This window comes from Neorhizobium sp. 2083 (assembly GCF_031455615.1).
In the GTDB taxonomy this organism is placed as follows: domain Bacteria; phylum Pseudomonadota; class Alphaproteobacteria; order Rhizobiales; family Rhizobiaceae; genus Neorhizobium.
The window spans coordinates 904775-928694 of record NZ_JAVDTC010000001.1 but is presented as its reverse complement, the minus strand read 5'-3'; the positions used below and the strand labels follow the sequence as shown (position 1 = coordinate 928694).

The window sequence follows — 23920 nt, the reverse complement described above, 5'->3', positions numbered from 1 at the left end:
AAGACTTCATTAACGTCTTGCCAATCCTCGACCGGCTTTGATAACTGTCGAATTAACGATTTGTTAAGAACGACAGACCGCCCGCATCTGTGATGCTCTCGTGGCGGTACGCATGATGCCTCTCGTCGTTTCCGGTGGAAGACTCCGGATTTCCAGACCATTTGACCGAGGCACGGCCGATGACCAGTATCCTGACCAACCCCGCCGCTATGGCTGCCCTGCAAACATTGCGTTCGATCGATCGCAGCATGGAAGTGACCCAGGCGCGGGTTTCCTCGGGCATGCGCGTGCAGACTGCCGCCGACAATGCCGCCTATTGGTCGATCGCAACGACGATGCGGTCCGACAATCACGCCCTTTCGACGATCCAGGATGCGCTTGGCCTCGGCGCCGCCAAGGTCGACACCGCCTATACGGCGATGGAAAGCGCCATCGACACGGTCGTCGAAATCAAGTCCAAGATCGTTGCGGCCTATGGCGTCGGCTCTAATCGGGGCAAGATCCAGGAAGAAATCGCCCAGCTCCAGGAGCAATTGAAGAGCATCTCGGATTCGGCGACCTTCTCCGGCGAAAACTGGCTTCAGGATTATATCAGCGACGGCGGCACCAACGCCCAGGAAAAACCGGTCGTCAAACAGGTCGTCGCGTCGTTCACCCGCACGGCATCCGGCGAGGTCGCGGTCAAGACCGTCGATTACACGCTCGATTCGAAGACCGTCCTTTTCGACCTCAACGGCGGCAATCTCGGCATCCTGGATTCGTCGGTCAAGTTCGTCGCCGAAAGCGAAGTCGCCGTCGACATGACGACCAGCAACGGCACGATGGGCGCGACCAATGCGTCCTATGCCGTCTCGTTCCTCACGGAAAGCCAGCTGACGGCCCTGGGTGCGGATACAAACACAACTGATACGAGCATTTACACCGTGGGCGGTAATTCCTATCTCAAGGTCGCGGAGGGCAAGTGGGCGCGCGTGACGACCACCGATCCGGCGACAGCGCCTGCGGTGACGACCCCGGCACATGACGACGGGACGACGAAATATTACTTTGTCGTGACAGCCGCGAACAATCTCAACAATCGAAAACTCGGCATATCCGTCACCAATCTCGACATCAACAAGCTGGACGATCTCGCCGTCAAGATGAACACGATGGTTCCGGGATCGGCGCCGAACAACGACGCCGTGCTTGATATGATGGAGCGTTTCCTCGACAAGCAGCTTCTGGCAATGACGAGCGCCGCTTCGAGCCTGGGTTCGATCCAGAAGCGCATCGACCTGCAGGAAAGCTTCGTTGCCTCGCTGACCGACGTGATCGACAAGGGTGTCGGCCGACTGGTCGATGCGGACATGAACGAGGAATCGACGCGTCTGAAGGCGCTGCAGACCCAGCAGCAGCTCGGCATCCAGTCGCTTCAGATCGCCAACACCAATGCGGAAAACATCCTGCAGTTGTTCCGGCAGGGCTAGAAATAGGCGGCGCCGGTCGGCCCCGTCGCCGCATGACACTCATTCGAGCCCGTCCGCGAGGTTCGAGGCGGTGCGGTATCTTCATCCTCGCGCAAGTTTAACTTCCTACCGTTCCGCTAAAGTGAGGCGAAGTGTCCTGTGTTCGCCGAAGACAAACGAATGGCAACCTTGTCGGGATGATACGATGATTGCAGCGGTGACGATTTGCACTTTCGGGAGGCTCATGACGAGCTCCGCACGAAAGGCGACGGCTGGGCAGGGAGACGCTCGATGAGTGCTTCGCTCGCCCGCTACCTGAAGGATTTCAGCGAGCCGCAGACCCTACCGCTACCCATGCTGGACGATGGTTTCGGCGATGGCCTCGACGCCGACCTGGCGCTTCCGGCGATAGTCGAGGAGCCTGTCGATATCGAGGCCGAGCGCGCCGAAGCCTATGCGAAGGGCCACGATGCGGCCTCCGAAGAGCTTCAGCAGCGTTTTGAGGAAGAGCGGCAGGCGCTTCTTGCCGCACACGCGGAAGAGCTGGCGGCGCTGCGCGAAAAGTATGAAAGCGAAGCGGCTGCGACGATCGCGACCGGGCTTCAGGATATCGCCGGACTGACGGCGCAGGCGGTCAGCGACCAGACGGCAAGGATCCTGTCGCCTCTCATCGATGAAGCGCTGGTCGCCAAAGCGATATCCGACATGGCGGATATCATCCGCAGTGCCATGCTCGAGGGCGACGTTGGAACATTGACGGTCCGCGGTCCCGTGCACCTGTTCGAAAAACTGAAAACTGCGCTTGGAGAGCCCACCGCACTCCTGCGCCATATCGAAGCGCCTGACCTCGATATTGCAGTCGACATCGGCGAGACCGCCCTTGTGACCCGCATGTCGGCATGGCTGGCGAGTCTGAAGAAGGTATTGGGATGAGCGAAGGCGAAAACCATCACCACGGCAAGAACGAGGTCGTCATCGTCAAGCGGCACGGGGGCGGACACGACGATGGCGCCCATGGTGGCGCCTGGAAGATCGCCTATGCCGACTTCATGACCGCGATGATGGCGTTCTTCCTCGTCATGTGGCTTGTCAACGCCGCCAACGAGGAGACGAAGGCCTCGATGGCGAGCTATTTCAATCCCATCAAGCTTTCCGACGAAACCCCTGCCTCCAAGGGCCTGGAAAAGCCGGTCGATGCGGCCGAGGGCCAGGAGAACGGCGAGAAGTCGAAGGTCAAGGCGGATGGCGACGTTCAGGGTTCCGCAGCCGCGACCGGCGAGGACATGACCTCGACATCGGGCGACGAGCCCAATTACTCCGAAGCGGATTTCTTCGAAAACCCCTATTCCGTTCTTGCCGAGATCGCCCAGCAAGTGGGCCAGCAGGCGAATGTCAGCGCCAAGGGCGAGGGCGGAGCCAGTGATTCGGGACCCGCGACCGGTGCCGACGGCGGTCAGGCCTATCGCGATCCCTTCGATCCGGATTTCTGGACCAAGCAGATGCAGATGACCCGCGCCGAGGGCCCCGAAAAGGCCGTCAAGACCACGGCGAGCGACGATCCGCTGGCTCAGATGGGGCAGGCGCCGCAATATCAGCAGGTGCCGCAATCCACGGAAGCGAAGAACCAGCTGCAACAGACCCAGATGGCTGTCGCCATTCCGATCCCGCGCCCCGATCCGACCCAGCTCGACAAGCCGCAGACGCCGTCGGGCGCCCAGGCTGCCAAGCCCGCCAACCTCAACGGACAGAAACCGGAGGATGGCGCGAAAGCGGAAGAGCAGGCGGAGCTGAAGGCTGCCGACGAGCTGAAGAAGGAGATCCAGCAGCAGATTTCCGGTGTTGCCGGCAAGCTTGCGGAAGGTCTCGTCGTCACGCCCGCGGAAGGCGGCCTGTTGGTATCGATCTCCGATCAGACCGATGATCCGATGTTCAATATCGGCTCCGCCGTGCCGCGCCGCGAAATGGTCCTGGCGATGGAGAAGATCGGTCAGATCCTCAAGGGCCGCAAGGGCAGCATCGTCCTGCGCGGACATACGGACGGCCGTCAGTTCAAGGGTACCGAGAACGACAACTGGCGTCTTTCCATGTCGCGCGCCCATAGCGCCTATTACATGCTGGTGCATGGCGGACTGGCGGAGGATCGCATCAAGCAGGTATCCGGCTTCGCCGACAGGCGTCTGCAGGTTCCTGCCGACCCGCTCGCCGCGGCCAACCGCCGTATCGAAATCCTGCTCGAGGCGGACGAGGGATAGTGATGGCTGTGGGCATAAAGTCCTTGGTTGCGGCGGGCCTCGTTTTCGGGGTCGCGTTCGCGCCTGCGGCATCGGCTCAGGATCGTGCGGACCTTGCGCCCTATGCGATGCTCAGATCGCTGCAATTCGTCCAGGACTCCGTCGTGCTCGGCGATCATTCGGCCGCCGAGATGCAGCGCTTCATGCTGGGCACGATCGACCAGCGCCTGCGGACCGCCGACCCGTCGATCTTCGAGGACCCGCGCAATGTCGATGCCGCTCTGATCTACGCCATGAGCGGCGGCAACCCTGCCACGCTCGAATATCTCGCCTCGCGCGACGTCGCGGGCAATTTCGACAATCGTGTCGCCGATGCGCTGAGGAAATATCTCGGCGGCCGGGGCACCCTGATCGAAAAAAGCCTGAGTGAAATGGCCAAGGAGTATCGGGACGAGAAAATCGGTCCCTACCTTTCGCTCGTCAGCGGTAACGTGATGGTCGGCAAGGATCCGAAGGGTGCTCTGGTGTTCTACGACTGGGCGCGGCTGACGGCGCCGGGCACGATCATCGAGGAAGCCGCCTTGCGCCGCTCGGTCGCGATCGCAGTCGATGCCAATATGGTGGAGCAGGGGCTCTCGTATTCGCGGAAATATGCGCGGCGTTTCATCCATTCGCCCTATGCCAGCCAGTTCGCGGATTTCTTCGTGCAGCTGGTCGTCGGCCACTTCGGCGAGATCACCGAGGATGACATCGACGGTGCGCTGGAATTCATGGACGCCGACCGGCGGCGGGAGATTTTCCTGCGGGTCGCCCGTTCGGCAGCGATCGCCGGCAAGAACGATCTCGCGCGGCTCGCTTCGGCAAAGGCCGAAACGCCCGCCGGAAGCCCCACTCCGGAGGCCTTGGCGAAGCTTTACGGTGGCTTTGCCAATATTCCGACAAAGGACATCGGGGCTGCCATGCAGGCGATAGCCGAGGTTCCCGAGGAAACCCTTTCGCCGCGTGACCGTGCCTTGCGGCAGGCCGCAAAAGTGGTGGCGGAGCAAGTCGTTAGCCGGCCGACGGTCGACAGCCTCGCACAAGATAAAGCTATCAAAGTGAACAATACAGAAGACGCGAAATCTCCAGTCGCGTTGCCCAGAAATGAGATCGCTGGGCCTGCCCCCGCCACGGAACGTCCGCTGGCCGGCACCGCTGCCAAATTCGATCCGGCCTTCCAGACATTCGTCGATAGCGGTCGTTCGAAATTGAATGCTATCGACGAAATGCTGAAGGAGGAGAACGCTTCCAAATGATTACTGACATTCTTGGTGGTGGTAAGACTGGCGCAGCCGACGCGGCTTCGTCTGCGAAGCAGGGCGTTGCCGGTCGCAAGGGCGCCGACGGTTCGGCTGGCGGCTTCTCCGATGCCTTGTCCGGCTTCGATCGCGACATGCCTTCGCAGCACGCGGACGGCGTAGCGGAAGAGGACGCGCATGCGTCTTCTGCGCAAGAGCGTATGGCCGGCGACGTGAAACACGGCAAGCCAAAGCCGATCATCGATATCAAGCCGGAATCCCTTCGCCGTCCGGCCGAGGAGGCGGAGAAATCCGCCGGGACCTCGAAGGCAGATGCGAAGGAGCTCGACGAGAAGCGGCTGACGCCTGCCGAAAAGAAGCTTCGCGAGGCCCTTGAGGCGGCGAAAGCCGTCGCGCGGAAATCCGACGAGGTGTCCGGCAAGCGGACAGGCGCCTCCAAGAAGGATGCCGCGGGCCAGACGGAGGGCGTCGAAGATCTCGATGTCTCCATGCTGGTCGCCGACGATGCCAAGATCACCGACATGCTGTCGCTTTTGAGCGGCGAAACCAGCGTGGGCGAGATCAGCGCCATGGTATCGAGCAATGCCGCCGGGCAACAGGCTGGCAAGCGGACCAAGGGCCAGGATGGCAACGGGCACGAGGTCGATGCCTTGGCGGCCAAGGATTCCAAGCACGCCGGCGTACGGGGTGAGGTCGAAGGCGACCCGCTTTCGGCGCCGGCGGATACCGAGACGAGTGCTCCGGGCTCGCGCCTCTTCCGTTTCAGCAATGCACGCTCCGACCAGCATGTGGACATGGCGGTCGGTGGCGGTCGGGGCGAGCGCACGGCGGAATTCAGATCGTCGTCGAACAGCGTCGCGGAAAACGTCACCGTGCTCGATGCGCGCCGGTTCCTCGGACTTGCTCCGAATTCGAACGGCGCCAACCTCACGGCCATGCTGGCGGGGGACCCGGAATGGGCAGGCGCGATGAGCCCGAGTGCCGCGCTTTCCAATGCCGCCGCGCAAAGCAGCACCGGCAATGTCGTGAATACGCTGAAACTGCAGATGAACCCGCACGATCTTGGCTCGGTGACGGCAACGCTGCGGCTTCACGGCGAGGAACTCAACGTTCATCTGACCGTCGAGACCCGGGCCGCCTATCGGCAGCTCACGGAAGACAGCGGCGGCATCCTGGATGCGCTGCGGGCCCAGGGCTTTGCCGTCGACCAGGTGACCATCAGCATCGCGCCCACGGCGGATTCGGACGGGACCAGCAGCCAGCAGGGCCAGACCGGCCAGCAGGCCATGGCTGAAGGCGGTAGGCAGGGCCAGGCGGCCGGCCGCGGCCAGCAGCAGAATGGCGGCGACCAGCCGGCCGACCAGGGGATGAGGAACGTAAATGACGCGGCATCGGACAATGTGGCGGGCACCGCTCCTGGCGGCATTCGTCCTGGTCAGCTCTACCTTTGACGCTGACGCCGGGTCGCTCTTCAGTACGGGAGGTTGGGGGACGCAGCAAGGCGCCGCTGCGCCAGCCGCACCTCCCGGCAGGGCGACGCCTACCGGGAGGATGGCACCCTCCAGCGGTGCTCCTGCGGCGCGCCGAACGCCGGTGAGAGCGCCGGCGACGGGTGCGCCGACAACAGGCGCGCTCGTCGGTTCGGGGATCTGCGAGCGGGAAATTCAGGCCGCTGCGGCGAAATACGGCGTGCCGGAAGGCATCCTCTATTCGGTCGGTCTGACCGAGACCGGCCGCAAGGGCAGCCTCAGCGCCTATGCCATGAACGTCGAAGGAAAGGCCTATTTCCCGCCCTCGCAGCAGGCGGCAATGACGACCTTTTATGACGCCAAGCGGCAGGGCATGAAGCTCATCGACATCGGCTGCATGCAGATCAATCACTATTTCCACGGCGAAAATTTCTCCTCGCCGGAGGAAATGTTCGATCCAAAACGCAACGTGGAATACGCGGCGAAGTTTCTCCGCAATCTCCATGACAAGCATGAGACGTGGACGATGGCGGTAGCTCGATACCACGCCGGCCCGAATAACAATCCCGCGCAGAAGCAATATGTCTGCCGCGTGATCAGCAATCTCGTGGCGACCGGCTATGGAGAATGGACTTCCAACGCTTCCCGGTTCTGCACCGGCTGAGCAATCCGAGGTTGAATCGTTAAAATAAAGAATCGCAAAATTGCAGCGATTTGCATTTATGGCGAAAATTGCCATGCAAGCCTTCTTTTACGATGTGTTAATTTTTCCACCGGAAATTTGTGTCCGAAAATGGCGCACCCACTACATCTAGTGCAAATCGCGGGGCAATTCTTAATCAACTATTAATTTGTTTGGTTAACTTCACACAGCTTGTCTCAGATTCCGTCGATTCGTACCCATAGACGCATTGAAACACCACAAGTGATTCGGAGGCGGACGAATGATCGTAGTGGTTGATGAGCGTGAGCTCGTGAAAGACGGATACACATCTCTTTTTGGACGTGAAGGAATTCCTTCCCAGGGGTTCGATCCAAAAGAATTCGGCGAATGGGTGGGTACGGCAGCTGACTCGGATATTGCCGCGGTCGAAGCCTTCCTGATCGGTCAGGGCGAGCGTGCGCTCGAACTGCCGCGGGCCATCCGCGACCGGTCCATGGCACCGGTGATCGCAGTCAGCGATCAGCCTTCCCTGGAGGCGACCCTTGCCTTCTTCGACAGCGGCGTCGATGACGTGGTGCGCAAGCCCGTCCATCCTCGCGAGATCCTGGCGCGTGCCGCTGCGATCCGTCGCCGGCTGAAGGCGATTTCGAATTTCACCGATATCGGCTCGATCCGGGTTTTCTCCGACGGCCGCGATCCGGAAATCGACGGCGAAGTTTTCGCACTGCCGCGCCGCGAGCGCCGCATCCTCGAATATCTGGTCTCCAACCGCGGTCGTCGCGTTTCCAAGACCCAGATCTTCAACGCCATTTACGGCATCTTCGACGAGGAAGTCGAAGAGAACGTCGTCGAAAGCCACATCAGCAAGCTGCGCAAGAAGCTGCGCAAGAAGCTCGGCTTCGATCCGGTCGATTCCAAGCGTTTCCTTGGTTATTGCATCGACTGGAACTGATTTTCTTAAAAGGGCCTTGCCGCATATTTTCGGCGGGGAACGTAAGCAGACAGCTTCACGCAAGGCCCGCCACTTACTCTCTCCATCAGACAAAAAGGAGATTTCCTATGAGTATTTTCGGCACCATGAAAACGGCCGTCTCGGGCATGAACGCTCAGGCAAACCGTCTCGGTACCGTTGGTGACAACATCGCCAACTCCAGCACCGTCGGTTACAAACGCTCTTCCACGGCGTTCTCTTCCCTGGTTCTGCCCTCCACTCAGGGCTCCTATTCTTCCGGCGGCGTCGAAACCAACGTTCGCTACAGCATCGCGGAACAGGGCGGCATCCAGTACACCACGTCCTCGACGGACCTCGCCATCCAGGGCGAAGGCTTCTTCATCGTCAGCGATCCGAACGGCACGCCTTACCTGACCCGCGCCGGCGCTTTTGTGAAGGATGCGACGGGCTTCCTCAAGAACACGGCCGGTTTCAACCTGATGGGTTATCCCTACGGCTCCAACCCGCCGGCAGCGGTCGTTAACGGGTTCAACGGTCTCGAAGAAATCAACATCAACGACTTCGGGCTGGTATCTTCGCCGTCCACCACGGGTAGCTTCCCGGCCAACCTGAACAAGGACGCCGCGGTGGTTCCGGCTGCAAACCGTCCTGGTGCCAATGCTGCAACTGCTGTCGTCACCAACAAGAGCTCGTTGACCGCGTACGACCATGCCGGTGCCAAGGTGCTTTATGATTTCTACTACACGAAAGCAAGCGCCAGCCCTGATACCTGGGAAGTGTCGGTCTATCGCCAGGATCAGTCCACCAACGGCGGTTTCCCTTACACTGCTACGGCGCCAAAGGTTCTCGTGCAGCAGACGGTAACGCTGACTTTTGACCCGAATACCAACAAGCTGACGACGGCCTCGCCGAAGTCGATCACTTTCAACGACCCGAACGACGGCGCGACTCCGGCACAGGCAATCAAGATCGACCTCTCGGATATGACGCAGTTCGCAAGCGCCTTCACTCCGGGCAAGGGCATCATCGACGGCAACGCGCCAAGCCCGATCACCGACGTCGAAATCGGTGGCGACGGCGTGGTCACGGCAGTCTACCAGGATGGCGGCCGTCGTCCCATCTATCAGGTCGCGCTTGCAACTGTTCCGAGCATCGACAAGCTGCTCCCGCAGAACGGCAACGTCTTCCTGCCGACCAACGACTCCGGCGTCGTCACCATCGGCTTTCCGCAGTCCGGTGCCTTCGGCCAGATCTACTCCGGTGCGCTGGAAAGCTCCAACGTCGATATCGCCAGCGAACTGACCGAAATGATCGAATCGCAGCGTGTCTACACGGCGAATTCGAAGGTCTTCCAGACCGGTTCGGATCTGATGGACGTCCTGATCAATCTGAAGAGATAATCGGACGGACGATCTAGAGAATAAGTCTCAAGAGGTTAGTAAAAAATGTCGCTCGCATCAGCATTGTCTACGGCACAGTCGATCTTCACCAACTCCGGCACCCAGTCGGCGGTCACGGCGAAGAACATCGCTAATGCACAGAACCCCGATTACAGCCGCCGATCCGCATTGGTCGTGACCGGCGGCAACGGGGCCGTGATCGGCGACATCGGACGCTCGCAGAACGAACCGCTCCTGCGCCAGACGATCGCAAGCTCGTCTATCGCAAGCGGCCAGCGGACGGTGCTGGACGGCCTCACAGAGATCAAGAACCTGATGGGGGGGAACGACAACGAGCTCTCCCCCGCCAAGCTGATTGCGGCCTTCCGCAACAACCTCGACGCCTTCGCCGGAAAGGCGAACGATACCGGCATCGGCATCTCCTTCATTTCGAGCGCACGGGACGTTGCGAACGGCCTCAACACCGCTTCCAACAAGCTTCAGCAGATCCGCAAGGATGCGGACGATCAGATCAAGCAGAATGTCTCCGATCTGAACGCGCTGCTTGCGAAGTTCGAGACCGTCAACAACCAGGTCAAGAACGCGGTTTCGGCCGGCACCGATCCGAACGACTCTCTCGATGAGCGCGATGGCCTCGTCAAGAAGATCTCGGAAATCGTCGGCGTCACGTCCTATACGCGCGGCGGCAACGACATGGTGCTCTACACCACGGACGGCACGACGCTGTTCGAGACGGTGCCGCGCAAGGTGACATTCCAGCAGACCACCGCCTTTGACGCGTCGACGACCGGCAACGGCGTCTTTATCGACGGAGTACAGCTGAAGGCCGGAGATTCCGGCAACACGACTGCCAAGGGCTCGATCCAGGCGCATTTGCAGATCCGCGACAAGGTCGCGCCGACCTTCCAGAGCCAGCTCGACGAAATCGCCCGCGGTCTGATCACTTCGTTTGCCGAAACCGGACCGACCGGCGCGCTGACCCCGATGACCGGTCTTTTCACATATAAGAACGGCGCCGGCGTACAGCAGACGGCCATTCCCGCCGCAGGCACGATCGTTCCCGGCCTCGCTTCGAGTATCTTCGTCAACCCGGTGGTCGTTCCGCCTGCCGGCACGCCCGACAAGGTGCGCGACGGCGGCATCAACGGCGTGGCCTACGTCGTCAACACCGGCGGCAGCAGCTATGCGGACCTCCTCGACAAGTATAATGAAAACCTGACCAGCCCGATGGGCTTCGCTTCGGCCACGGAAATCGCCGATGCGCCGGATGTCCTCTCTTTTGCGGCCGATTCCATGGGCTGGCTTGAGGAACTTCGCAGCACGGCCACCGCCGCTGACGAGACCAAGACGGCCATGTTGTCGCGCAGCCTCGAGGCGTTTTCCAGCAACACGGGCGTCAGCCTCGACGAGGAACTGTCGCTGCTTCTCGATATCGAGCAGTCCTACAAGGCCGGAGCCAAGCTTATGTCGACGGTCGATGATATGATGAAAGCCCTTTTGGATATTGCGAGCTGATCATGAAGACCTCTTTCATTTCCACCTTGTCGATCCAGACCACGATGCGAAACTCCATCTCGAACGTTCAGCGCGAGATGGTGAAGGCGAACCAGGAGGCGGTGAGCCAGAAGCACGCCGACCTCGGCGTCGCCCTCGGAGCCAATACGTCGCGCGCAATCGATCTTTCCCGCGACATTACCCGCACCGACTCGCTTTTGACCACGGCCTCGCTCGCGACGCAGCGTCTCCAAACCGCCGAACTTTCGCTCAAGAGCATGAACGAGCAGGGCCTGAAGATTCAGAGCGCTATTTTGACGCTCGGAAGCTCGGCTGACGAGACGAGCCTGGCGACGGCGCGACTGGCCATGTCCGACGCGCTTGATGCTTTCACGAACTTCGCCAACACCGCGGTGCAAGGCGAATATATCTTTGCCGGCATCAATTCCGACGTGAAGCCGCTGGACGATTACTTCGCTCCCGGGTCGCCGGCCAAGGCTGCGGTCGCCACCGAACTCGCGAATTACCTTTCGGTGAATGCGATCCCGAGCAAGGAGCAGATGACGGCTGCTCAGATGAACGGCTTCCTGGATGACCTGGAAGCCAAGTTCAATGGTTCGGCACCACTGACAAGCCCGCCGCATCCGGCGGCGATTGCAGGCCAGGACTTCTGGAAGACCTTCTTCTCGGATGCGAGCGACGAGAACATGAAGAGCCGTATCAGCCCGACGGAAGTGGTCGAAAGCTCGACCAACGCCAACAGCCAGGGCATGCGCAACTTCGCTTTCGCATCGATCGTCTCGATGGAGTACCTGCAGACCGGGATGGACAAGGATGCGCGCGCGGCCGTGGCCAAACGTACCACAAGCGTCATCAACAAGGCGATGAACAGCGAGAACAGCATCAACCAGCAGCGGACCTCGGTCGGTATCTATACCGAACGCGTATCCAAGGCTGAGGAAAGGTTGCAGGCGCAGAAAGATATTCTGAAGACCAGTCTCGGATCGATGGAGAACGTCGATCCGGAAGAAGCGGCCACCCGTCTCAACACGATGAAGACGCTTCTCGAGACCGCATATACCGTAACGGCGAAGATACAGCAGTTGAGCCTAGCCAACTTCCTTTGATGAATAAAGGAAGGCTCGTGACGAAGGATACATGAATGTACCAATTTTCATATGCCGAGATCATGGAGGACGGCGTTGCCAACGCCAAGGATCGCGAACGGCAGGCCCTGGATCGCTCTATTGAGCTTCTGATCGCAGCGCGCGATGAGAACGCCTATACGCGCACCACGGTTGAGGCTTTGTTCTATACCCGCCGTGTCTGGATACGCTTCGTCGAGGATCTGAAACATCCGGACAACGAGCTGGCCAACGAACTTCGAGCGGATCTGATCTCGATCGCAATCTGGATATTGAAGGAATGCGAGAAGATCAGAAATCGTGAATCGACGAACTACCAGGGCATTATTGAAGTGACCACCATCATCAGGGATGGACTTAAATGAAAAGTACGCTTCGCATCTCTTTGAAATCCGGCGAGCGGATATTCATCAACGGCGCGGTCCTGCGCGTTGATCGGAAGGTCGCGCTGGAATTTCTCAATGACGTCACGTTCCTGCTGGAGAACCACGTCCTTCAGCCGGAGGATGCGACTACGCCGCTTCGGCAGCTCTACTTCATCGCCCAGATGATGCTTATCAACCCGGACGGCAAGGAACAGTCGAACGCGCTGTTCCGCAAATCGGTAGCCATGCTGCTGACCTGCTTCACCGACGATGAGATGCTGGCGGAACTCAAGCGCATCGACGGCATGGTCGCATCGGGCCGCGCCTTTGACGCTCTGAAGGCAATCCGCGCGCTCTATCCAATTGAAGACCGCATCCTCAACAATCGGGAAATCGCGCCGGCAACCGTCGAGCGGATTCGCAAGGAGATCGCACCGTGGCGGTAGACTCGATCAATACCAAAAACCCTTACGCAGCCGGCAACGGCAAGGCGGCATCGGGCGACGCGAAGGCCGCAGGACTGAATTACGACAACTTCCTGCAGCTCCTCATCGCCCAGATGAAGTACCAGGACCCGACCGATCCGATGGATGCGAGCCAGCAGATTTCCCAGCTTGCGACCTTCTCTCAGGTCGAACAGTCGGTGAAGATGAACTCGAACCTGCAGTCGCTCATCCAGGCGACCTCGTTCTCGCAGGCCGCCGATATGGTCGGCAAGTACATCACCAGCGCCGACGACAAGACCACTGGCCTCATCAAACAGGTGGAAATCTATTCCGACGGTCTGGTGGCGATCACCGATAAGGGTGATAAGGTTCTCATCCAGCCGGGTATCATCCTTTCGAATCAGGCTCCGGCAACGACTGCAGGCGAAGACGACTCGGCATGATGCCGAAACCTTGAAATACACGGAACCGGCGCAATGAATGAAGCCGACGCTCTCGATATCATGCAGGCGGCGATCTGGACGATCCTGATCGCCTCCGGGCCCGCGGTCCTTGTGGCGATGGTCGTGGGTGTCGTTATCGCCTTTCTCCAGGCTCTGACGCAGATCCAGGAGATGACGCTGACTTTCGTGCCGAAGATCGTCGCCATCATGATCACGATCGGCATTACCGCGCCGTTTATCGGCGGACAGATCAATCTTTTTGCCAATCTGGTATTCTCGCGGGTGCAATCGGGGTTCTGACCCGGTTGCTGCCCGCCTGTTCTTTTTCGTTCCCCCACCTTCGCGCAAGCTTCGCCCTATAGGCAGGACATGAACTGGCAGGAGTACTTCCTGCCGCCATCTCATGAAGAGACGGGAAAGTCATGGCGCAACCACCTTCACTATCCATTCCGAAAGTAGCTCCGAGCGGTCGCGATCTCGGATTTGCGGGCGGCATCGTCGCCATCCTCTGCATCCTCTTCCTGCCGATCCCGCCATTCCTGATCGACCTTGGCCTTGCCTTCTCGATCGCGTTCTCGGTGCTGATCCTGATGGTGGCACTGTGGATCCAGAGGCCGCTGGACTTCTCGTCCTTCCCGACCATTCTGCTGATCGCCACCATGGTGCGATTGTCGCTCAACATCGCGACGACGCGCGTGATCCTGTCGCACGGCAACGAGGGCCATGGCGCAGCCGGTAACGTGATTCAGGGCTTCTCCGGCCTCGTCATGTCCGGCGATTTCGTGATCGGTGTGATCGTCTTCATGATCCTCGTCACGGTGAACTTCATCGTCATCACCAAGGGCGCCACCCGTATCGCGGAAGTCGGCGCCCGCTTCACTCTCGATGCCATCCCCGGCAAGCAGATGTCGATCGACGCGGACCTCTCGGCCGGCATCATCGACGAGAAGGAGGCACAGCGCCGCCGCTCCGAGCTGGAAGAAGAAAGCTCCTTTTTCGGGGCCATGGACGGTGCGTCGAAATTCGTGCGCGGCGACGCGATCGCCGGCCTCATCATCACCGCCATTAACATTTTCGGCGGCATCATCATCGGTTATTTCCGTCATAGCATGCCGATCGGCGAGGCGGCCGATGTGTTCGTCAAGCTGTCGGTCGGTGACGGTATCGTCACCCAGATCCCGGCGCTCATCGTTTCGCTCGCCGCCGGCCTTCTGGTCACCCGCGGCGGCACCTCCGGCTCCACCGACAAGGCCGTCGTCGATCAGCTCAGCGGCTATCCGCGCGCCCTTTCGATGTCGGCCGGTCTGATGGCCCTTCTGGCGATCATCCCCGGTCTGCCTTTCCTGCCCTTCATGGCGCTCGGCGGCCTGATGGGCTTCGGCGCCTGGCTCGTTCCGCGCCGCATCGAGGCTGAGAACAAGGCTCGTCGCGAAGACGAGGAACAGAAGGTCGTCCAGACCAAGGAAGCGGAAAAGGACTCGGTCAAGTCGGTCCTCAAGACCTCCGAAATCGAGCTGGCGCTCGGCAAGCAGGTCTCCACCAGGCTGCTCGGTGCCCACCAGGAGCTGGCCTTCCGCGTCGGCAAGATGCGCAAGAAGTTCGCCACGCAATACGGTTTCGTGGTGCCGGAGATCAAGGTCACCGACGATATCTCGATCCAGGAAAAGTCCTACCAGATCCGTATCCACGGCACGACGATCGCCTCCAACGCGTTGCGCGTCGGCGATGTTCTCGTGGTGACGGGATCCGGCCGCAAGCCGAGCATTCCGGGTGACGAAATCCGCGAACCCGCTTTCGGCATGCCGGCGGTGTCGATCCTCGAAACCTTCGCCGAAGACTTGAAGCGCGAAGGCTTCCACCCGATCGACAACGTCTCGGTCGTGCTGACCCACTTGTCGGAAGTCATCCGCAACAACCTGCCGCAGCTTCTGTCCTATAAGGACGTCAAGATCCTGATCGAGCGTCTCGATCCGGAATACAAGAAGCTCGCTGATGAGATCTGCTCGTCGCATATGTCCTATTCCGGCCTGCAGGCGGTGCTCAAGCTCCTGCTTGCCGAGCGTGTCTCGATCCGCAACCTGCATCTCATTCTGGAAGCGGTGGCCGAGCTGGCCCCGCATGTCCGCAAGACGGAGCAGATCGTCGAGCATGTGCGCGTGCGCATGTCGCAGCAGCTGTGCGGCGATCTCGCCGACAACGGCGTGCTGCGCGTGCTTCGCCTCGGCAACAAGTGGGACATGCTGTTCCATCAGGCCCTCAAGCGCGACGGCAAGGGCGAGGTCATCGAATTCGACATCGATCCGCGCACGCTCGAAGAGTTCAGCGAGCAGGCGACCAAGGTCATCCGCGAATTCATGGACCGCGGGCTGCCGTTCGTGCTCGTCACCTCGCCGGAAACACGTTCCTACGTGCGCATGATCATCGAACGGCTGTTCGCGACCCTGCCGGTTCTTTCCCATGTAGAACTCGCCAAGGGTCTCGAAATCAAAATACTCGGCGCCATTTCGTGATAGGCTGTCCGCAAAGGACGATTCTCGCATGATTACCGACCCGCAGGGGACCATTCTCGCACTTTTCCTTGCGTTCTGCCGCATGGGCACTTGCGTGATGGTTCTGCCGGGCCTGGGAAGCAGCCGTGTGTCGGCTCAGATACGGCTGTTTGTGGCGGTCGCCATATCCATGGCGGTGCTGCCGGTTCTCTGGGATCAGATTTATCCGAAAGCCTCGGCGCCGACCGCAACCTATCTCGGCCTGATTTTCACCGAAGCCCTGATCGGCGCGGTCTATGGCCTGATCGCCCGGCTCTATACGCTCGGGATGCAGTTCGCCGGCACGGTCCTGACCATGTCCATCGGGTTCACGGCGCCGGGCGGCCACGACATTTTCGAAGACTCCCAGGAAAACCAGCTGACCATCCTGTTGACGCTGAGCGGCCTTTTGCTGCTGTTCATGATGGACTTCCACCACGTCGTGTTTCGCGCGCTGGTCGATTCCTACGCTGCAACGCCGGTCGGCGCAGTGATCGATCCGCAGAAGATCCTCATCACGCTGACGGATACGCTACGGGCATCGACCCTCATCATGCTGCGCCTGGCAAGTCCGTTCCTGATCTTCGGCCTGATGTTCAACGTGGCGATCGGTCTCATCAACAAGATGGCGCCGCAGGTTCCGATCTTCTTCATCTCGACGCCCTTCCTGCTGATGGGGGGGCTTTTCCTTCTTTATCTGTCGATCGCCGCCTTCATCCGCCAGTATGCGGATGGTTTCGCGCCGATCTTCAGATCCTTCTAGGAGGTGACCATGGCAGGTCCCGTCAAGCGCTCGGACAAGCTCAAGCGTCTCGTGGCGGTCCAGCGGCATCTCGAGTCGATGGCCGAACACGAGCTTGCGGCCACCACCCGCTATCGCGCCGAGGTCAACCAGTCGATGGAAGAGGTCATCGATGCGATCGGCTCCATGAACCCGATCCACCGGCAGTTTTCGCAGCATTATTCGGAACGTTTCGGTCGTCTGACGACGAAGGAACGCCAGCTGGCCGGCGTTCAGCAGATCCAGGAAATGAAGGTCCTCAAGGAACGCACCAAGGCCGATCGCCTGGAAGAGAACATGAAGGATGCGCGAGATCACGAGGACCGCGAAGCAGCCGACGACTCGATCTATGAGCTCATCGATATCACGCTCGCTCTCGAACAGATCAGATAGACTGGCCAGCCTCCAGCAAGCTTCGAACGTCATAGTCTCGTCATTGCAGTGATCGCCGTCTCGAATCGAGGTCGGACGGGATCATGTGCCATTTCAAACTGATGCTGCGCTCTTGCACCTTCAAGGATGCGGTTCGCAGCAGTCATGAAAGGAGCTGACGTGGCGATTTCACCTCCGAGCGATCTGGTCATGGACGTCGTCCGCGCTGCGGACCCGACTGCCGTTCAGGAAGCGCAGGCCAAGCTGAAGGCGAACAAGGCGGCCTTTGCCGCGACCAGCCTTGCCGAAAACGGCAAGGGTTTTGGTGCCGCCATGAAAATCATCGACACGCCCGGCACTTCGGCGGGTCTCGACCATGCCAAGGCGCCGAAGAAGGTCGCCGAGATGCCGGAAGAATACCGCAAGTTCGAAGCCTCCGTGCTTTCGACCTTCGTGAATTCGATGCTGCCGAAGGAGACTGAAGACGTCTACGGCAAAGGCTCCGCCGGTGAATTCTGGAAGAGCATGATGGCCGAAAAGATCGCCGACGAGATGTCGAAGAAGGGCGGCGTCGGCATTGCGGAGCAGATGTATTCGCAGGCGCTTGCCCGTGCGGAGCGTCAGGCCACGGTCAATCCGACCACCAACGAGACCGACCGTAGCCGGGCAATGAGCATGGTGACCGATTTCGAGCGACAGGTTCTCGGCGTCGGCAAGAAGAGTGAGGCCTGACATGTATCAGACTGGGGCAGAAAATATGGAAGTTGTTTCGAATGATTATCGCATCAAGACCGTGCTTGGCCGGCTGGAGATGATAATCGACAACGAAAATCAGCGGATCGGCCGCGATCCGGAGTTCGACCTGAAAGTGTCGAACGCACATAAGAGCCGCTGCCTCTATGAATTGACCATGCTGTTCCGCGGCACCGATCCGAAGCAGCTTGCCACCGGCCATATCGATCAGATGCACGGTCTGAAGGGCAAGCTGGCCCTCAACGCCCGTCGCGTCGAGGCTCACCTCCACGCCGTCCGTGCCGTCGCCGATCTCCTGAAGAACGCCGCCCGCGACGCCGATGACGACGGCACCTATACCCAGGAACAGTTCACCTACGGCGAGGCCTGATGGTCAAGCTCCTTCTCACAGGTCTATGGGTCTGCATCGTCACGTTGGGCGCGGTGTATTTCGCCGTACAGATGTCCGCCGCACCCGCGCCGGTCGATGAAGCGGCCAGACGGAAGGAGCTTCTCGAACTGGTGCGCGGGGAATCGATCACCATTCCGATGATCGCCGACGGCGCCATTACCGGTTATTTCCTGAGCCGCGTCTCATTCATGATGGACAAGGAAAAGATCAAGAATACCAAGCTTCCGATCACGGAACTGACGACCGACGAGCTTTTCACGCTGCTGATCGGCAACCGGATGGTCGATCTCAGCAAGCCAGGTGCCTTCGATATCGAGAAGTTCCGCACGAGCATCAAGGATGACTTCAACAAGAAGCTCGGCGACGGGCTGGTGGCGGAGGTTCTGGTCGAGCAGCTCGACTACCTCTCCAAGGAAGACATCCGCAACAATGCCTCGCGCGGCAACAAGAACCCGAATCCCGGCAAGAAGATCGTCGAGGGCGTGAAGATCGAGGATCCGAAAGCGGCCCCTGCGGGTCACTGACCCCAATCGTGACCTCAAATCATGAAAACCGGCCGGCCTTGATGGCCGGCCTTTTTGTTGCGAAAGCCCCGGAAATACCGGGATCGCTCGCATTTTACCGATCGATTTAAAGGCGATTTCAGAGCGCGCTGCTAAGCCTTGGGGAGAACTGGTCTTTAGGCCCCTTGGAGCGCATCGATGAACGCATCCGGAGACTTCCTGGCATCCGTGTCACCCCGAACCCTGTTCGGGCAGCGTGTCTGCGATCTCGGATGGAATGCCGCGCTCGGCCTCGTGGAAAGCTTGGTTGCTTTGCGCGGCAACCGCACGACGCTCGGCTTCCTGGACGAGCGCACGGCGTTCCGCCAGATGGTCGATCCGGCCTATCGCAGCCAGTTGGGCCGCAGGATGCTTCTGCCCGGAGGCGGTCGCGCGTTTCGCGTCCTCAGCAAGGTGCGCGGTGAAAAACCGGCACCGGTGTGCTTCTCCGCCAAAACCTTCGTGCCGGCGCTGCTGAGCTTTCTGGAAAAGAGCCACCGCATCGGCATAGCCGGCGAAGATGGCGGACGCGCCGAAGCGCTCCGCGAGCATTTCGCCCGACACGCGCCCTGGCATCAGGTGGTGGTGATCGCGCCGGACCAGGAAATCTCGCGGCGTTTCGACCTCATCATTGTCGATGCGGCAAGCATTGCCCAGGAACGTCGGATCGAGCGTCGGCTCGCTTCGGTGCGCACCGGACTGGTGGTTATGGCCGGATCCGGGCTTTCCGCCTTCATCCAGGGCAGGACGGCGGGCTCGGTGCCCACCGCGGCAACCTCGCAGCCGCTGCCGTCTTTCGCCTGACGAGTTAACCCTTTCTTTGCCATGAAATTTTAGACTGCATTAATCAGAGGGCTGCCCGCGGGATGCCGGCAGCGCCAGATTAGCGTGGTCATCCCATGTATCAGTCGGTGAAAATCGAAGACGATCGAAACCTCGAACCGGCAGCACCGCTCGCCGGTCACGGTTTCGCGTTCGCCGGATTGCGGTCCGCGATGTTCAAGGTCGGCGCCCTTACGGTGATCGGGGCCGTTTTGCCGCTGCTGTTTGTCGAGACGGCGCCGCATCAATTCAGCGCCGAGACCCGGCTGAAGATCGAAGCCGCCGGTGAGGGCGCGATCAACACGGCGGTTGCCGCGCTGCGCTCGAAGACCAGCCTCGACAATGTCGTCCATGCGCTCAATCTCGGCCGTGACAGCGAGTTTTCCGTTGACCGGCCGAGTGTCGTCAGGATTGTCTCCGACATCGTTTCGGGCGAGGCGATGACCGTGACGGAAGCCGAGAACCGGCTTCGCGAAGAGCTTTCCAAGGCAATTGCCACCAGCTACGATCGCCGAACCGGCCAGCTTGCGATCTCCGTCATTGCACGGCAGCCGGATGAGGCCGCCCGCATTGCCAACATGCTCGGCGACACGTTCCACAGCGAGATCGCCTTCTCCGGCACGAAATCCTCCGCACCTGTGGTGGAGAAGCTGCGCCAGACGCTCGAACATGCGCAAGCCGCCCTTTCCGGCTTCGTGGCGGAGACCGACGAGCATAAGCTCGCCGAACTCCGCCGGGCGGGGGACGACGGGCAGCAACTCACGGCCGAGATAAACGAGGCTGCGGCGCAGCTCGGCGAGCTGAAGCGGAAAGCGGCCGAGGCATCTGCCATGAAGCTTTCGGATGTGCTGAACAAGCCCCTGCCGGACAGTCTCGAATATACCGGCCTCGATTACCAGCGGCAGCGGCATGTCGAGGCGAAGCTTGCCGTCGATCAGCTTTCGAGCGATCTCGGACCACGTCACCCGCGATTGGCCGCCGCGCAGGCGGCGCTGGCGGACGTTAAGAACGACATCCAGGACGCGCTGAAACAGCTTGGCGCCTCGCTTCGCCAGCAGGAGGCGGCAGCCGCAAAACATCTGGCCGATCTCAGGGCGAAGCAGGCGAAAAAGCCTGATGACAAGGAAATTGCCGATTCCGCCGCCCGACTGAAAGCTCTTGAGGCTGCGGTCGATGAGGCACAGCGCAACTACCTCGACGCGCTCAATGGCTCCGAAGCCAAGGCATCGCCCGCCAAGGTGACCGTTCTGGTTCCGGCCGCGCCGGCGGCGGCGGCAGCGATTGGTCCCTCGTTCGTCGAAGTTTCGGGCATCGGAGCCCTGTTCGGATTTTCCCTTGGCGTAGCACTTTCCTTCCTGACCCGCCGCCGGCCGGAGGTCTCCGCGGTCAATGCGCATGCGCCGGATTTTTCCGACGAAGCTGCGCAGATTGTCGATCGCGACTTGCTGGCGGAGCATCTGGACGAGCAGGATTTTTATGGCGAGGATGATCGAGACATATACGACCAGCCCGTCTACGAGCCGCCACAGCCCCTTCGTCAGCGCCATCCGGCCCCGGCGAATGATCGTCCGCTTGCCGATCACATCCGCGAAGTGCTGATGGCCAATCGCCGTCCGGCGCAGGAGGTTGAAATCCCTCCGCTCGTCGCGGCCGTCATGGCCGGCCGTCTCGCCGAAATGCCAGCCTATGCGCCTTCTTACGGCGCGCCTCGCCGTCCGGCTCCATCGCCGGAAGAAATCCGCAAGGCCGAGGACCTTCGCGAGCTTCGCCGCGACATGGCCGAGCTGCGTGAGCGGGTTCAGGTGTATTCGGCTCGCCGGAACGCCTCCCGAGGATAACAGCCTGCGACATCGAATCCGCTTGCATTTGCCATCTGCGACCAGCATAGGGCGTTGGCGGGCAAGTTCAGATATGCTCCATGTATACATTGGTGGCGGTTTCAAGCGGGAGGTACGCATGGCTGTGGTGATTGACGGGAAAGAGGCGGCAGCGTCCGTAATCGCCGCCGTGACGGAGGCCTCGGCTTCGCTCGAGAAGGAAGCCGGCGTGAAGCCGGGCCTTGCCGTGGTCATCGTCGGCGACGATCCGGCAAGCCACGCCTACGTCAACTCCAAGAGCAAGATGGCCAAGCAGTGCGGCTTCAACTCCATCCAGCACAGCCTGCCTGAAGACACCAGCCAGGAAAAGCTGGAACAACTGGTGGCCGAGCTCAACGCCGATGCGTCCATCCACGGCATCCTCGTGCAGCTTCCGCTGCCGAAACACCTGAATGCCGAACCGGTCATCCTGTCGGTCTCCCCTGAAAAGGACGTCGACGGCCTGCATGTCGTCAATGCCGGCAAGATCGCCACCGGCGACCTGGAGACGGGCCTGATCTCCTGCACGCCGGCCGGCGCCATGCTGCTGGTGAACCGTATACATGGCCGTGACCTTTCAGGTCTCAACGCCGTCGTCATCGGCCGCTCCAACCTGTTCGGCAAGCCGATGGGCCTGCTGCTTCTGGCGGCCAATGCGACGGTTACCATGGCGCATTCGAAGACGAAGGACCTCGCATCCGTCTGCAGCCATGCCGATATCCTGGTTGCCGCCGTCGGCCGTCCGCAGATGGTCAAGGCCGACTGGGTAAAGCCCGGCGCGACCGTGATCGACGTCGGCATCAACCGCGTGGCTGCTCCCGATAAAGGCGAGGGCAAGACGCGGCTGGTCGGCGACGTGGCCTATGCGGAAGCTGCCGAAGTCGCCGGCGCCATCACCCCGGTTCCGGGCGGCGTCGGCCCGATGACCATCGCCATGCTGATGGCCAATACCGTGATTGCGGCCTATCGCAGGGCGGGCAAAACCGCACCCCGATTCTGAGCTTGCGGGGACGGATTTTTTCATTTGTTCCAAGTCGCTTGCGAAGGGGTTGACTCCTCCGCGAGAGCGTTAAATCTCTCCCATGTTGTGAACTCCCGGCAAGGTAGCAAAGTCGGGACAACGGGAGGATTATTTCATGAAGGCATCATTTTGGATCGGTACGGCGCTGGCAGCGCTCGTAGCCGGTGGCGCAGTCGCGCAGGAGCTTAAATTCGCGCCCGGCCAGGATTCGAAATTCAACTGGAAGAGCTACGAGGACTTCAAGGCTGCCCATGCCGATCTCAAGGGGCAGAACCTGACGCTGTTCGGCCCCTGGCGCGGCGAAGACGAGGTGCTCTTCAACAGCGTTCTGGCTTATTTCAATGCGGCGACCGGCATCAACGGCCGCTATTCCTCCTCGGAAAACTACGAACAGCAGATCGTCATCGACACCCAGGCGGGCTCGCCTCCGAACATCGCCATCATTCCGCAGCCCGGGCTTCTGGCCGATCTCGCCGCCAAGGGTTTCCTGACGCCGCTCGGCCAGGAGAATTCCGACTGGGTCAAGACCAATTACGGCTCGGGCGAAGACTGGCTCCGTTACGGAACCTACAAGGGCAAGGACGGCAAGCAGGGTTATTTCGGCTTCCCCTTCAAGGCCGATTTCAAATCCATGGTCTGGTATGTGCCCGAGAACTTCGAGGAAGCGGGTTACAAGGTTCCGAAGACCATGGAGGACCTGATCAAGCTCAGCGACCAGATCGTCAAGGACGGCGGCGTTCCGTGGTGCATCGGTCTCGGCTCCGGCGGCGCGACGGGCTGGCCGGCGACCGACTGGGTCGAGGACATGATGCTGCGCACCCAGAAGCCTGACGTCTACGACAAGTGGGTGAGCAACGAGGTCAAGTTCAACGATCCGGCCGTTGTCGGAGCGATCGAGGAATTCGGCAAGTTCGCCAAGAATCCCAAATATGTCAGCGGTGGTGTCGCGGCCGTTGCCTCCACCGACTTCCGCGACAGCCCGAAGGGCCTCTTCGGCATTCCGCCGAAATGTTACCTGCATCACCAGGCATCCTTCGTGCCGTCCTTCTTCCCGCCGGGCACGAAACTCGGCACCGATGCCGACTTCTTCTACCTGCCCACCTATGCCTCGAAACCGGAACTCGGAACGCCGGTCCTCGGCGCCGGCACGATGTTTGCCATCACCAAGGATTCGCCGGCCGCCAAGGCCTTCATCGAATTCCTGAAGACGCCGATCGCCCACGAGGTGTGGATGGCGCAGTCGTCGTTCCTGACGCCGTTCAAGGGCGCCAATCCCAATGCCTATGCCAATGACGTTTTGAAGAAACAGGGCCTGGCCCTGACCACGGCCACAACCTTCCGCTTCGATGCGTCGGACCTGATGCCGGGCAAGATCGGTGCGGGTGCATTCTGGACCGGCATGGTGGACTATGTCGGCGGCAAGGACGCAAAGACCGTCGCGACGGACATTCAGAAGGCCTGGGACGGTTTGAAATAAGCCTCCCCACAGATTGTCGAAC

24 protein-coding genes are annotated in these 23920 nt (G+C 60.5%); all 24 read left to right on the top strand.

Annotation, left to right across the window (positions count from 1 at the left end):
- The first annotated feature begins 179 nt into the window (after positions 1-179).
- Positions 180-1469 (top strand): flagellin, encoded by a 1290-nt coding sequence (locus tag J2X76_RS04820; RefSeq protein WP_113129853.1) that lies wholly within the window; start codon positions 180-182, stop codon positions 1467-1469.
- Positions 1470-1739: 270 nt separating this feature from the next.
- Positions 1740-2381 carry a hypothetical protein gene (locus J2X76_RS04815; RefSeq protein WP_310213741.1) on the top strand — a complete coding sequence of 214 codons (642 nt, stop codon included), beginning with the start codon at positions 1740-1742 and terminating at the stop codon, positions 2379-2381.
- A complete protein-coding gene (locus J2X76_RS04810; protein ID WP_113129695.1) occupies positions 2378-3700 on the top strand; it encodes a MotB family protein in 1323 nt (440 codons plus the stop codon). Before J2X76_RS04815 ends, J2X76_RS04810 begins: the two co-directional genes overlap by 4 nt.
- A 2-nt stretch (positions 3701-3702) precedes the next feature.
- A complete protein-coding gene (gene motC / locus J2X76_RS04805) occupies positions 3703-4974 on the top strand; it encodes a chemotaxis protein MotC (protein ID WP_113129696.1) in 1272 nt (423 codons plus the stop codon).
- Entirely contained in the window at positions 4971-6428 is a 1458-nt protein-coding gene (locus tag J2X76_RS04800; RefSeq protein ID WP_310213738.1) for a flagellar hook-length control protein FliK, read from the top strand. The genes motC and J2X76_RS04800 overlap by 4 nt, the downstream gene beginning before the upstream one ends.
- 142 nt (positions 6429-6570) lie before the next feature.
- Complete coding sequence (locus J2X76_RS04795; RefSeq protein WP_310213736.1) at positions 6571-7110, top strand: transglycosylase SLT domain-containing protein; 540 nt, start codon at positions 6571-6573, stop codon at positions 7108-7110.
- A 280-nt stretch (positions 7111-7390) separates the two neighbouring features.
- On the top strand, positions 7391-8062 hold the full coding sequence (rem, locus tag J2X76_RS04790) for a transcriptional activator Rem (RefSeq protein ID WP_113129699.1): 672 nt from the start codon (positions 7391-7393) through the stop codon (positions 8060-8062).
- A 107-nt stretch (positions 8063-8169) separates the two neighbouring features.
- Positions 8170-9462, top strand: coding sequence for a flagellar hook protein FlgE (locus J2X76_RS04785; protein ID WP_310213733.1), 1293 nt, complete (start codon positions 8170-8172; stop codon positions 9460-9462).
- 45 nt (positions 9463-9507) lie between these two features.
- Entirely contained in the window at positions 9508-10977 is a 1470-nt protein-coding gene (gene flgK / locus J2X76_RS04780; RefSeq protein ID WP_310213731.1) for a flagellar hook-associated protein FlgK, read from the top strand.
- A gap of 2 nt (positions 10978-10979) precedes the next feature.
- Positions 10980-12083: a flagellar hook-associated family protein gene (locus tag J2X76_RS04775; protein WP_113129702.1), complete on the top strand. Its 1104-nt coding sequence runs from the start codon at positions 10980-10982 to the stop codon at positions 12081-12083.
- Positions 12084-12118: 35 nt separating this feature from the next.
- Entirely contained in the window at positions 12119-12466 is a 348-nt protein-coding gene (flaF, locus tag J2X76_RS04770) for a flagellar biosynthesis regulator FlaF (protein ID WP_113129703.1), read from the top strand.
- Positions 12463-12912 carry a flagellar biosynthesis repressor FlbT gene (flbT, locus tag J2X76_RS04765; protein ID WP_007756103.1) on the top strand — a complete coding sequence of 150 codons (450 nt, stop codon included), beginning with the start codon at positions 12463-12465 and terminating at the stop codon, positions 12910-12912. Before flaF ends, flbT begins: the two co-directional genes overlap by 4 nt.
- Positions 12903-13355, top strand: coding sequence for a flagellar hook assembly protein FlgD (gene flgD, locus J2X76_RS04760; RefSeq protein ID WP_113129704.1), 453 nt, complete (start codon positions 12903-12905; stop codon positions 13353-13355). The genes flbT and flgD overlap by 10 nt, the downstream gene beginning before the upstream one ends.
- A gap of 33 nt (positions 13356-13388) precedes the next feature.
- Positions 13389-13655: a flagellar biosynthesis protein FliQ gene (gene fliQ / locus J2X76_RS04755; protein ID WP_007756098.1), complete on the top strand. Its 267-nt coding sequence runs from the start codon at positions 13389-13391 to the stop codon at positions 13653-13655.
- Between the two features lie 122 nt (positions 13656-13777).
- Entirely contained in the window at positions 13778-15865 is a 2088-nt protein-coding gene (gene flhA / locus J2X76_RS04750; RefSeq protein ID WP_113129705.1) for a flagellar biosynthesis protein FlhA, read from the top strand.
- A 28-nt stretch (positions 15866-15893) separates the two neighbouring features.
- Complete coding sequence (fliR, locus tag J2X76_RS04745; protein ID WP_113129706.1) at positions 15894-16646, top strand: flagellar biosynthetic protein FliR; 753 nt, start codon at positions 15894-15896, stop codon at positions 16644-16646.
- Positions 16647-16655: 9 nt separating this feature from the next.
- The gene (locus tag J2X76_RS04740; RefSeq protein WP_113129707.1) at positions 16656-17057 is read left to right on the top strand and encodes a hypothetical protein; all 402 of its coding nucleotides are present in this window, start codon (positions 16656-16658) and stop codon (positions 17055-17057) included.
- A gap of 159 nt (positions 17058-17216) precedes the next feature.
- On the top strand, positions 17217-17768 hold the full coding sequence (locus tag J2X76_RS04735) for a rod-binding protein (protein ID WP_113129708.1): 552 nt from the start codon (positions 17217-17219) through the stop codon (positions 17766-17768).
- A 25-nt stretch (positions 17769-17793) separates the two neighbouring features.
- A complete protein-coding gene (locus tag J2X76_RS04730; RefSeq protein WP_113129854.1) occupies positions 17794-18159 on the top strand; it encodes a hypothetical protein in 366 nt (121 codons plus the stop codon).
- On the top strand, positions 18159-18704 hold the full coding sequence (locus J2X76_RS04725; protein ID WP_113129709.1) for a hypothetical protein: 546 nt from the start codon (positions 18159-18161) through the stop codon (positions 18702-18704). Before J2X76_RS04730 ends, J2X76_RS04725 begins: the two co-directional genes overlap by 1 nt.
- 177 nt (positions 18705-18881) lie before the next feature.
- Positions 18882-19526, top strand: coding sequence for a hypothetical protein (locus J2X76_RS04720; protein WP_113284050.1), 645 nt, complete (start codon positions 18882-18884; stop codon positions 19524-19526).
- A 107-nt stretch (positions 19527-19633) separates the two neighbouring features.
- Positions 19634-21382 (top strand): hypothetical protein, encoded by a 1749-nt coding sequence (locus tag J2X76_RS04715; RefSeq protein WP_310213717.1) that lies wholly within the window; start codon positions 19634-19636, stop codon positions 21380-21382.
- 118 nt (positions 21383-21500) lie between these two features.
- Positions 21501-22400, top strand: a complete 900-nt coding sequence (gene folD, locus J2X76_RS04710) for a bifunctional methylenetetrahydrofolate dehydrogenase/methenyltetrahydrofolate cyclohydrolase FolD (protein ID WP_310213713.1) — start codon at positions 21501-21503, stop codon at positions 22398-22400.
- A gap of 136 nt (positions 22401-22536) precedes the next feature.
- A complete protein-coding gene (locus tag J2X76_RS04705) occupies positions 22537-23898 on the top strand; it encodes an ABC transporter substrate-binding protein (RefSeq protein WP_310213710.1) in 1362 nt (453 codons plus the stop codon).
- The last annotated feature ends 22 nt before the right edge of the window (positions 23899-23920 follow it).

Excerpts from the sequence above, each read along its gene's own strand:
- J2X76_RS04820 (WP_113129853.1), top strand. The coding sequence starts at position 180 with ATGACCAGTATCCTGACCAACCCCGCCGCTATGGCTGCCCTGCAAACA.
- flhA (WP_113129705.1), top strand. The coding sequence starts at position 13,778 with ATGGCGCAACCACCTTCACTATCCATTCCGAAAGTAGCTCCGAGCGGT.
- fliR (WP_113129706.1), top strand. The coding sequence starts at position 15,894 with ATGATTACCGACCCGCAGGGGACCATTCTCGCACTTTTCCTTGCGTTC.
- J2X76_RS04705 (WP_310213710.1), top strand. The coding sequence starts at position 22,537 with ATGAAGGCATCATTTTGGATCGGTACGGCGCTGGCAGCGCTCGTAGCC.
- J2X76_RS04785 (WP_310213733.1), top strand. The coding sequence starts at position 8,170 with ATGAGTATTTTCGGCACCATGAAAACGGCCGTCTCGGGCATGAACGCT.
- J2X76_RS04810 (WP_113129695.1), top strand. The coding sequence starts at position 2,378 with ATGAGCGAAGGCGAAAACCATCACCACGGCAAGAACGAGGTCGTCATC.
- J2X76_RS04730 (WP_113129854.1), top strand. The coding sequence starts at position 17,794 with ATGGAAGTTGTTTCGAATGATTATCGCATCAAGACCGTGCTTGGCCGG.
- J2X76_RS04720 (WP_113284050.1), top strand. The coding sequence starts at position 18,882 with ATGAACGCATCCGGAGACTTCCTGGCATCCGTGTCACCCCGAACCCTG.
- fliQ (WP_007756098.1), top strand. The coding sequence starts at position 13,389 with ATGAATGAAGCCGACGCTCTCGATATCATGCAGGCGGCGATCTGGACG.
- flgK (WP_310213731.1), top strand. The coding sequence starts at position 9,508 with ATGTCGCTCGCATCAGCATTGTCTACGGCACAGTCGATCTTCACCAAC.
- J2X76_RS04725 (WP_113129709.1), top strand. The coding sequence starts at position 18,159 with ATGGTCAAGCTCCTTCTCACAGGTCTATGGGTCTGCATCGTCACGTTG.
- J2X76_RS04800 (WP_310213738.1), top strand. The coding sequence starts at position 4,971 with ATGATTACTGACATTCTTGGTGGTGGTAAGACTGGCGCAGCCGACGCG.
- folD (WP_310213713.1), top strand. The coding sequence starts at position 21,501 with ATGGCTGTGGTGATTGACGGGAAAGAGGCGGCAGCGTCCGTAATCGCC.
- flaF (WP_113129703.1), top strand. The coding sequence starts at position 12,119 with ATGTACCAATTTTCATATGCCGAGATCATGGAGGACGGCGTTGCCAAC.
- rem (WP_113129699.1), top strand. The coding sequence starts at position 7,391 with ATGATCGTAGTGGTTGATGAGCGTGAGCTCGTGAAAGACGGATACACA.
- J2X76_RS04740 (WP_113129707.1), top strand. The coding sequence starts at position 16,656 with ATGGCAGGTCCCGTCAAGCGCTCGGACAAGCTCAAGCGTCTCGTGGCG.
- J2X76_RS04775 (WP_113129702.1), top strand. The coding sequence starts at position 10,980 with ATGAAGACCTCTTTCATTTCCACCTTGTCGATCCAGACCACGATGCGA.
- motC (WP_113129696.1), top strand. The coding sequence starts at position 3,703 with ATGGCTGTGGGCATAAAGTCCTTGGTTGCGGCGGGCCTCGTTTTCGGG.
- flbT (WP_007756103.1), top strand. The coding sequence starts at position 12,463 with ATGAAAAGTACGCTTCGCATCTCTTTGAAATCCGGCGAGCGGATATTC.
- J2X76_RS04815 (WP_310213741.1), top strand. The coding sequence starts at position 1,740 with ATGAGTGCTTCGCTCGCCCGCTACCTGAAGGATTTCAGCGAGCCGCAG.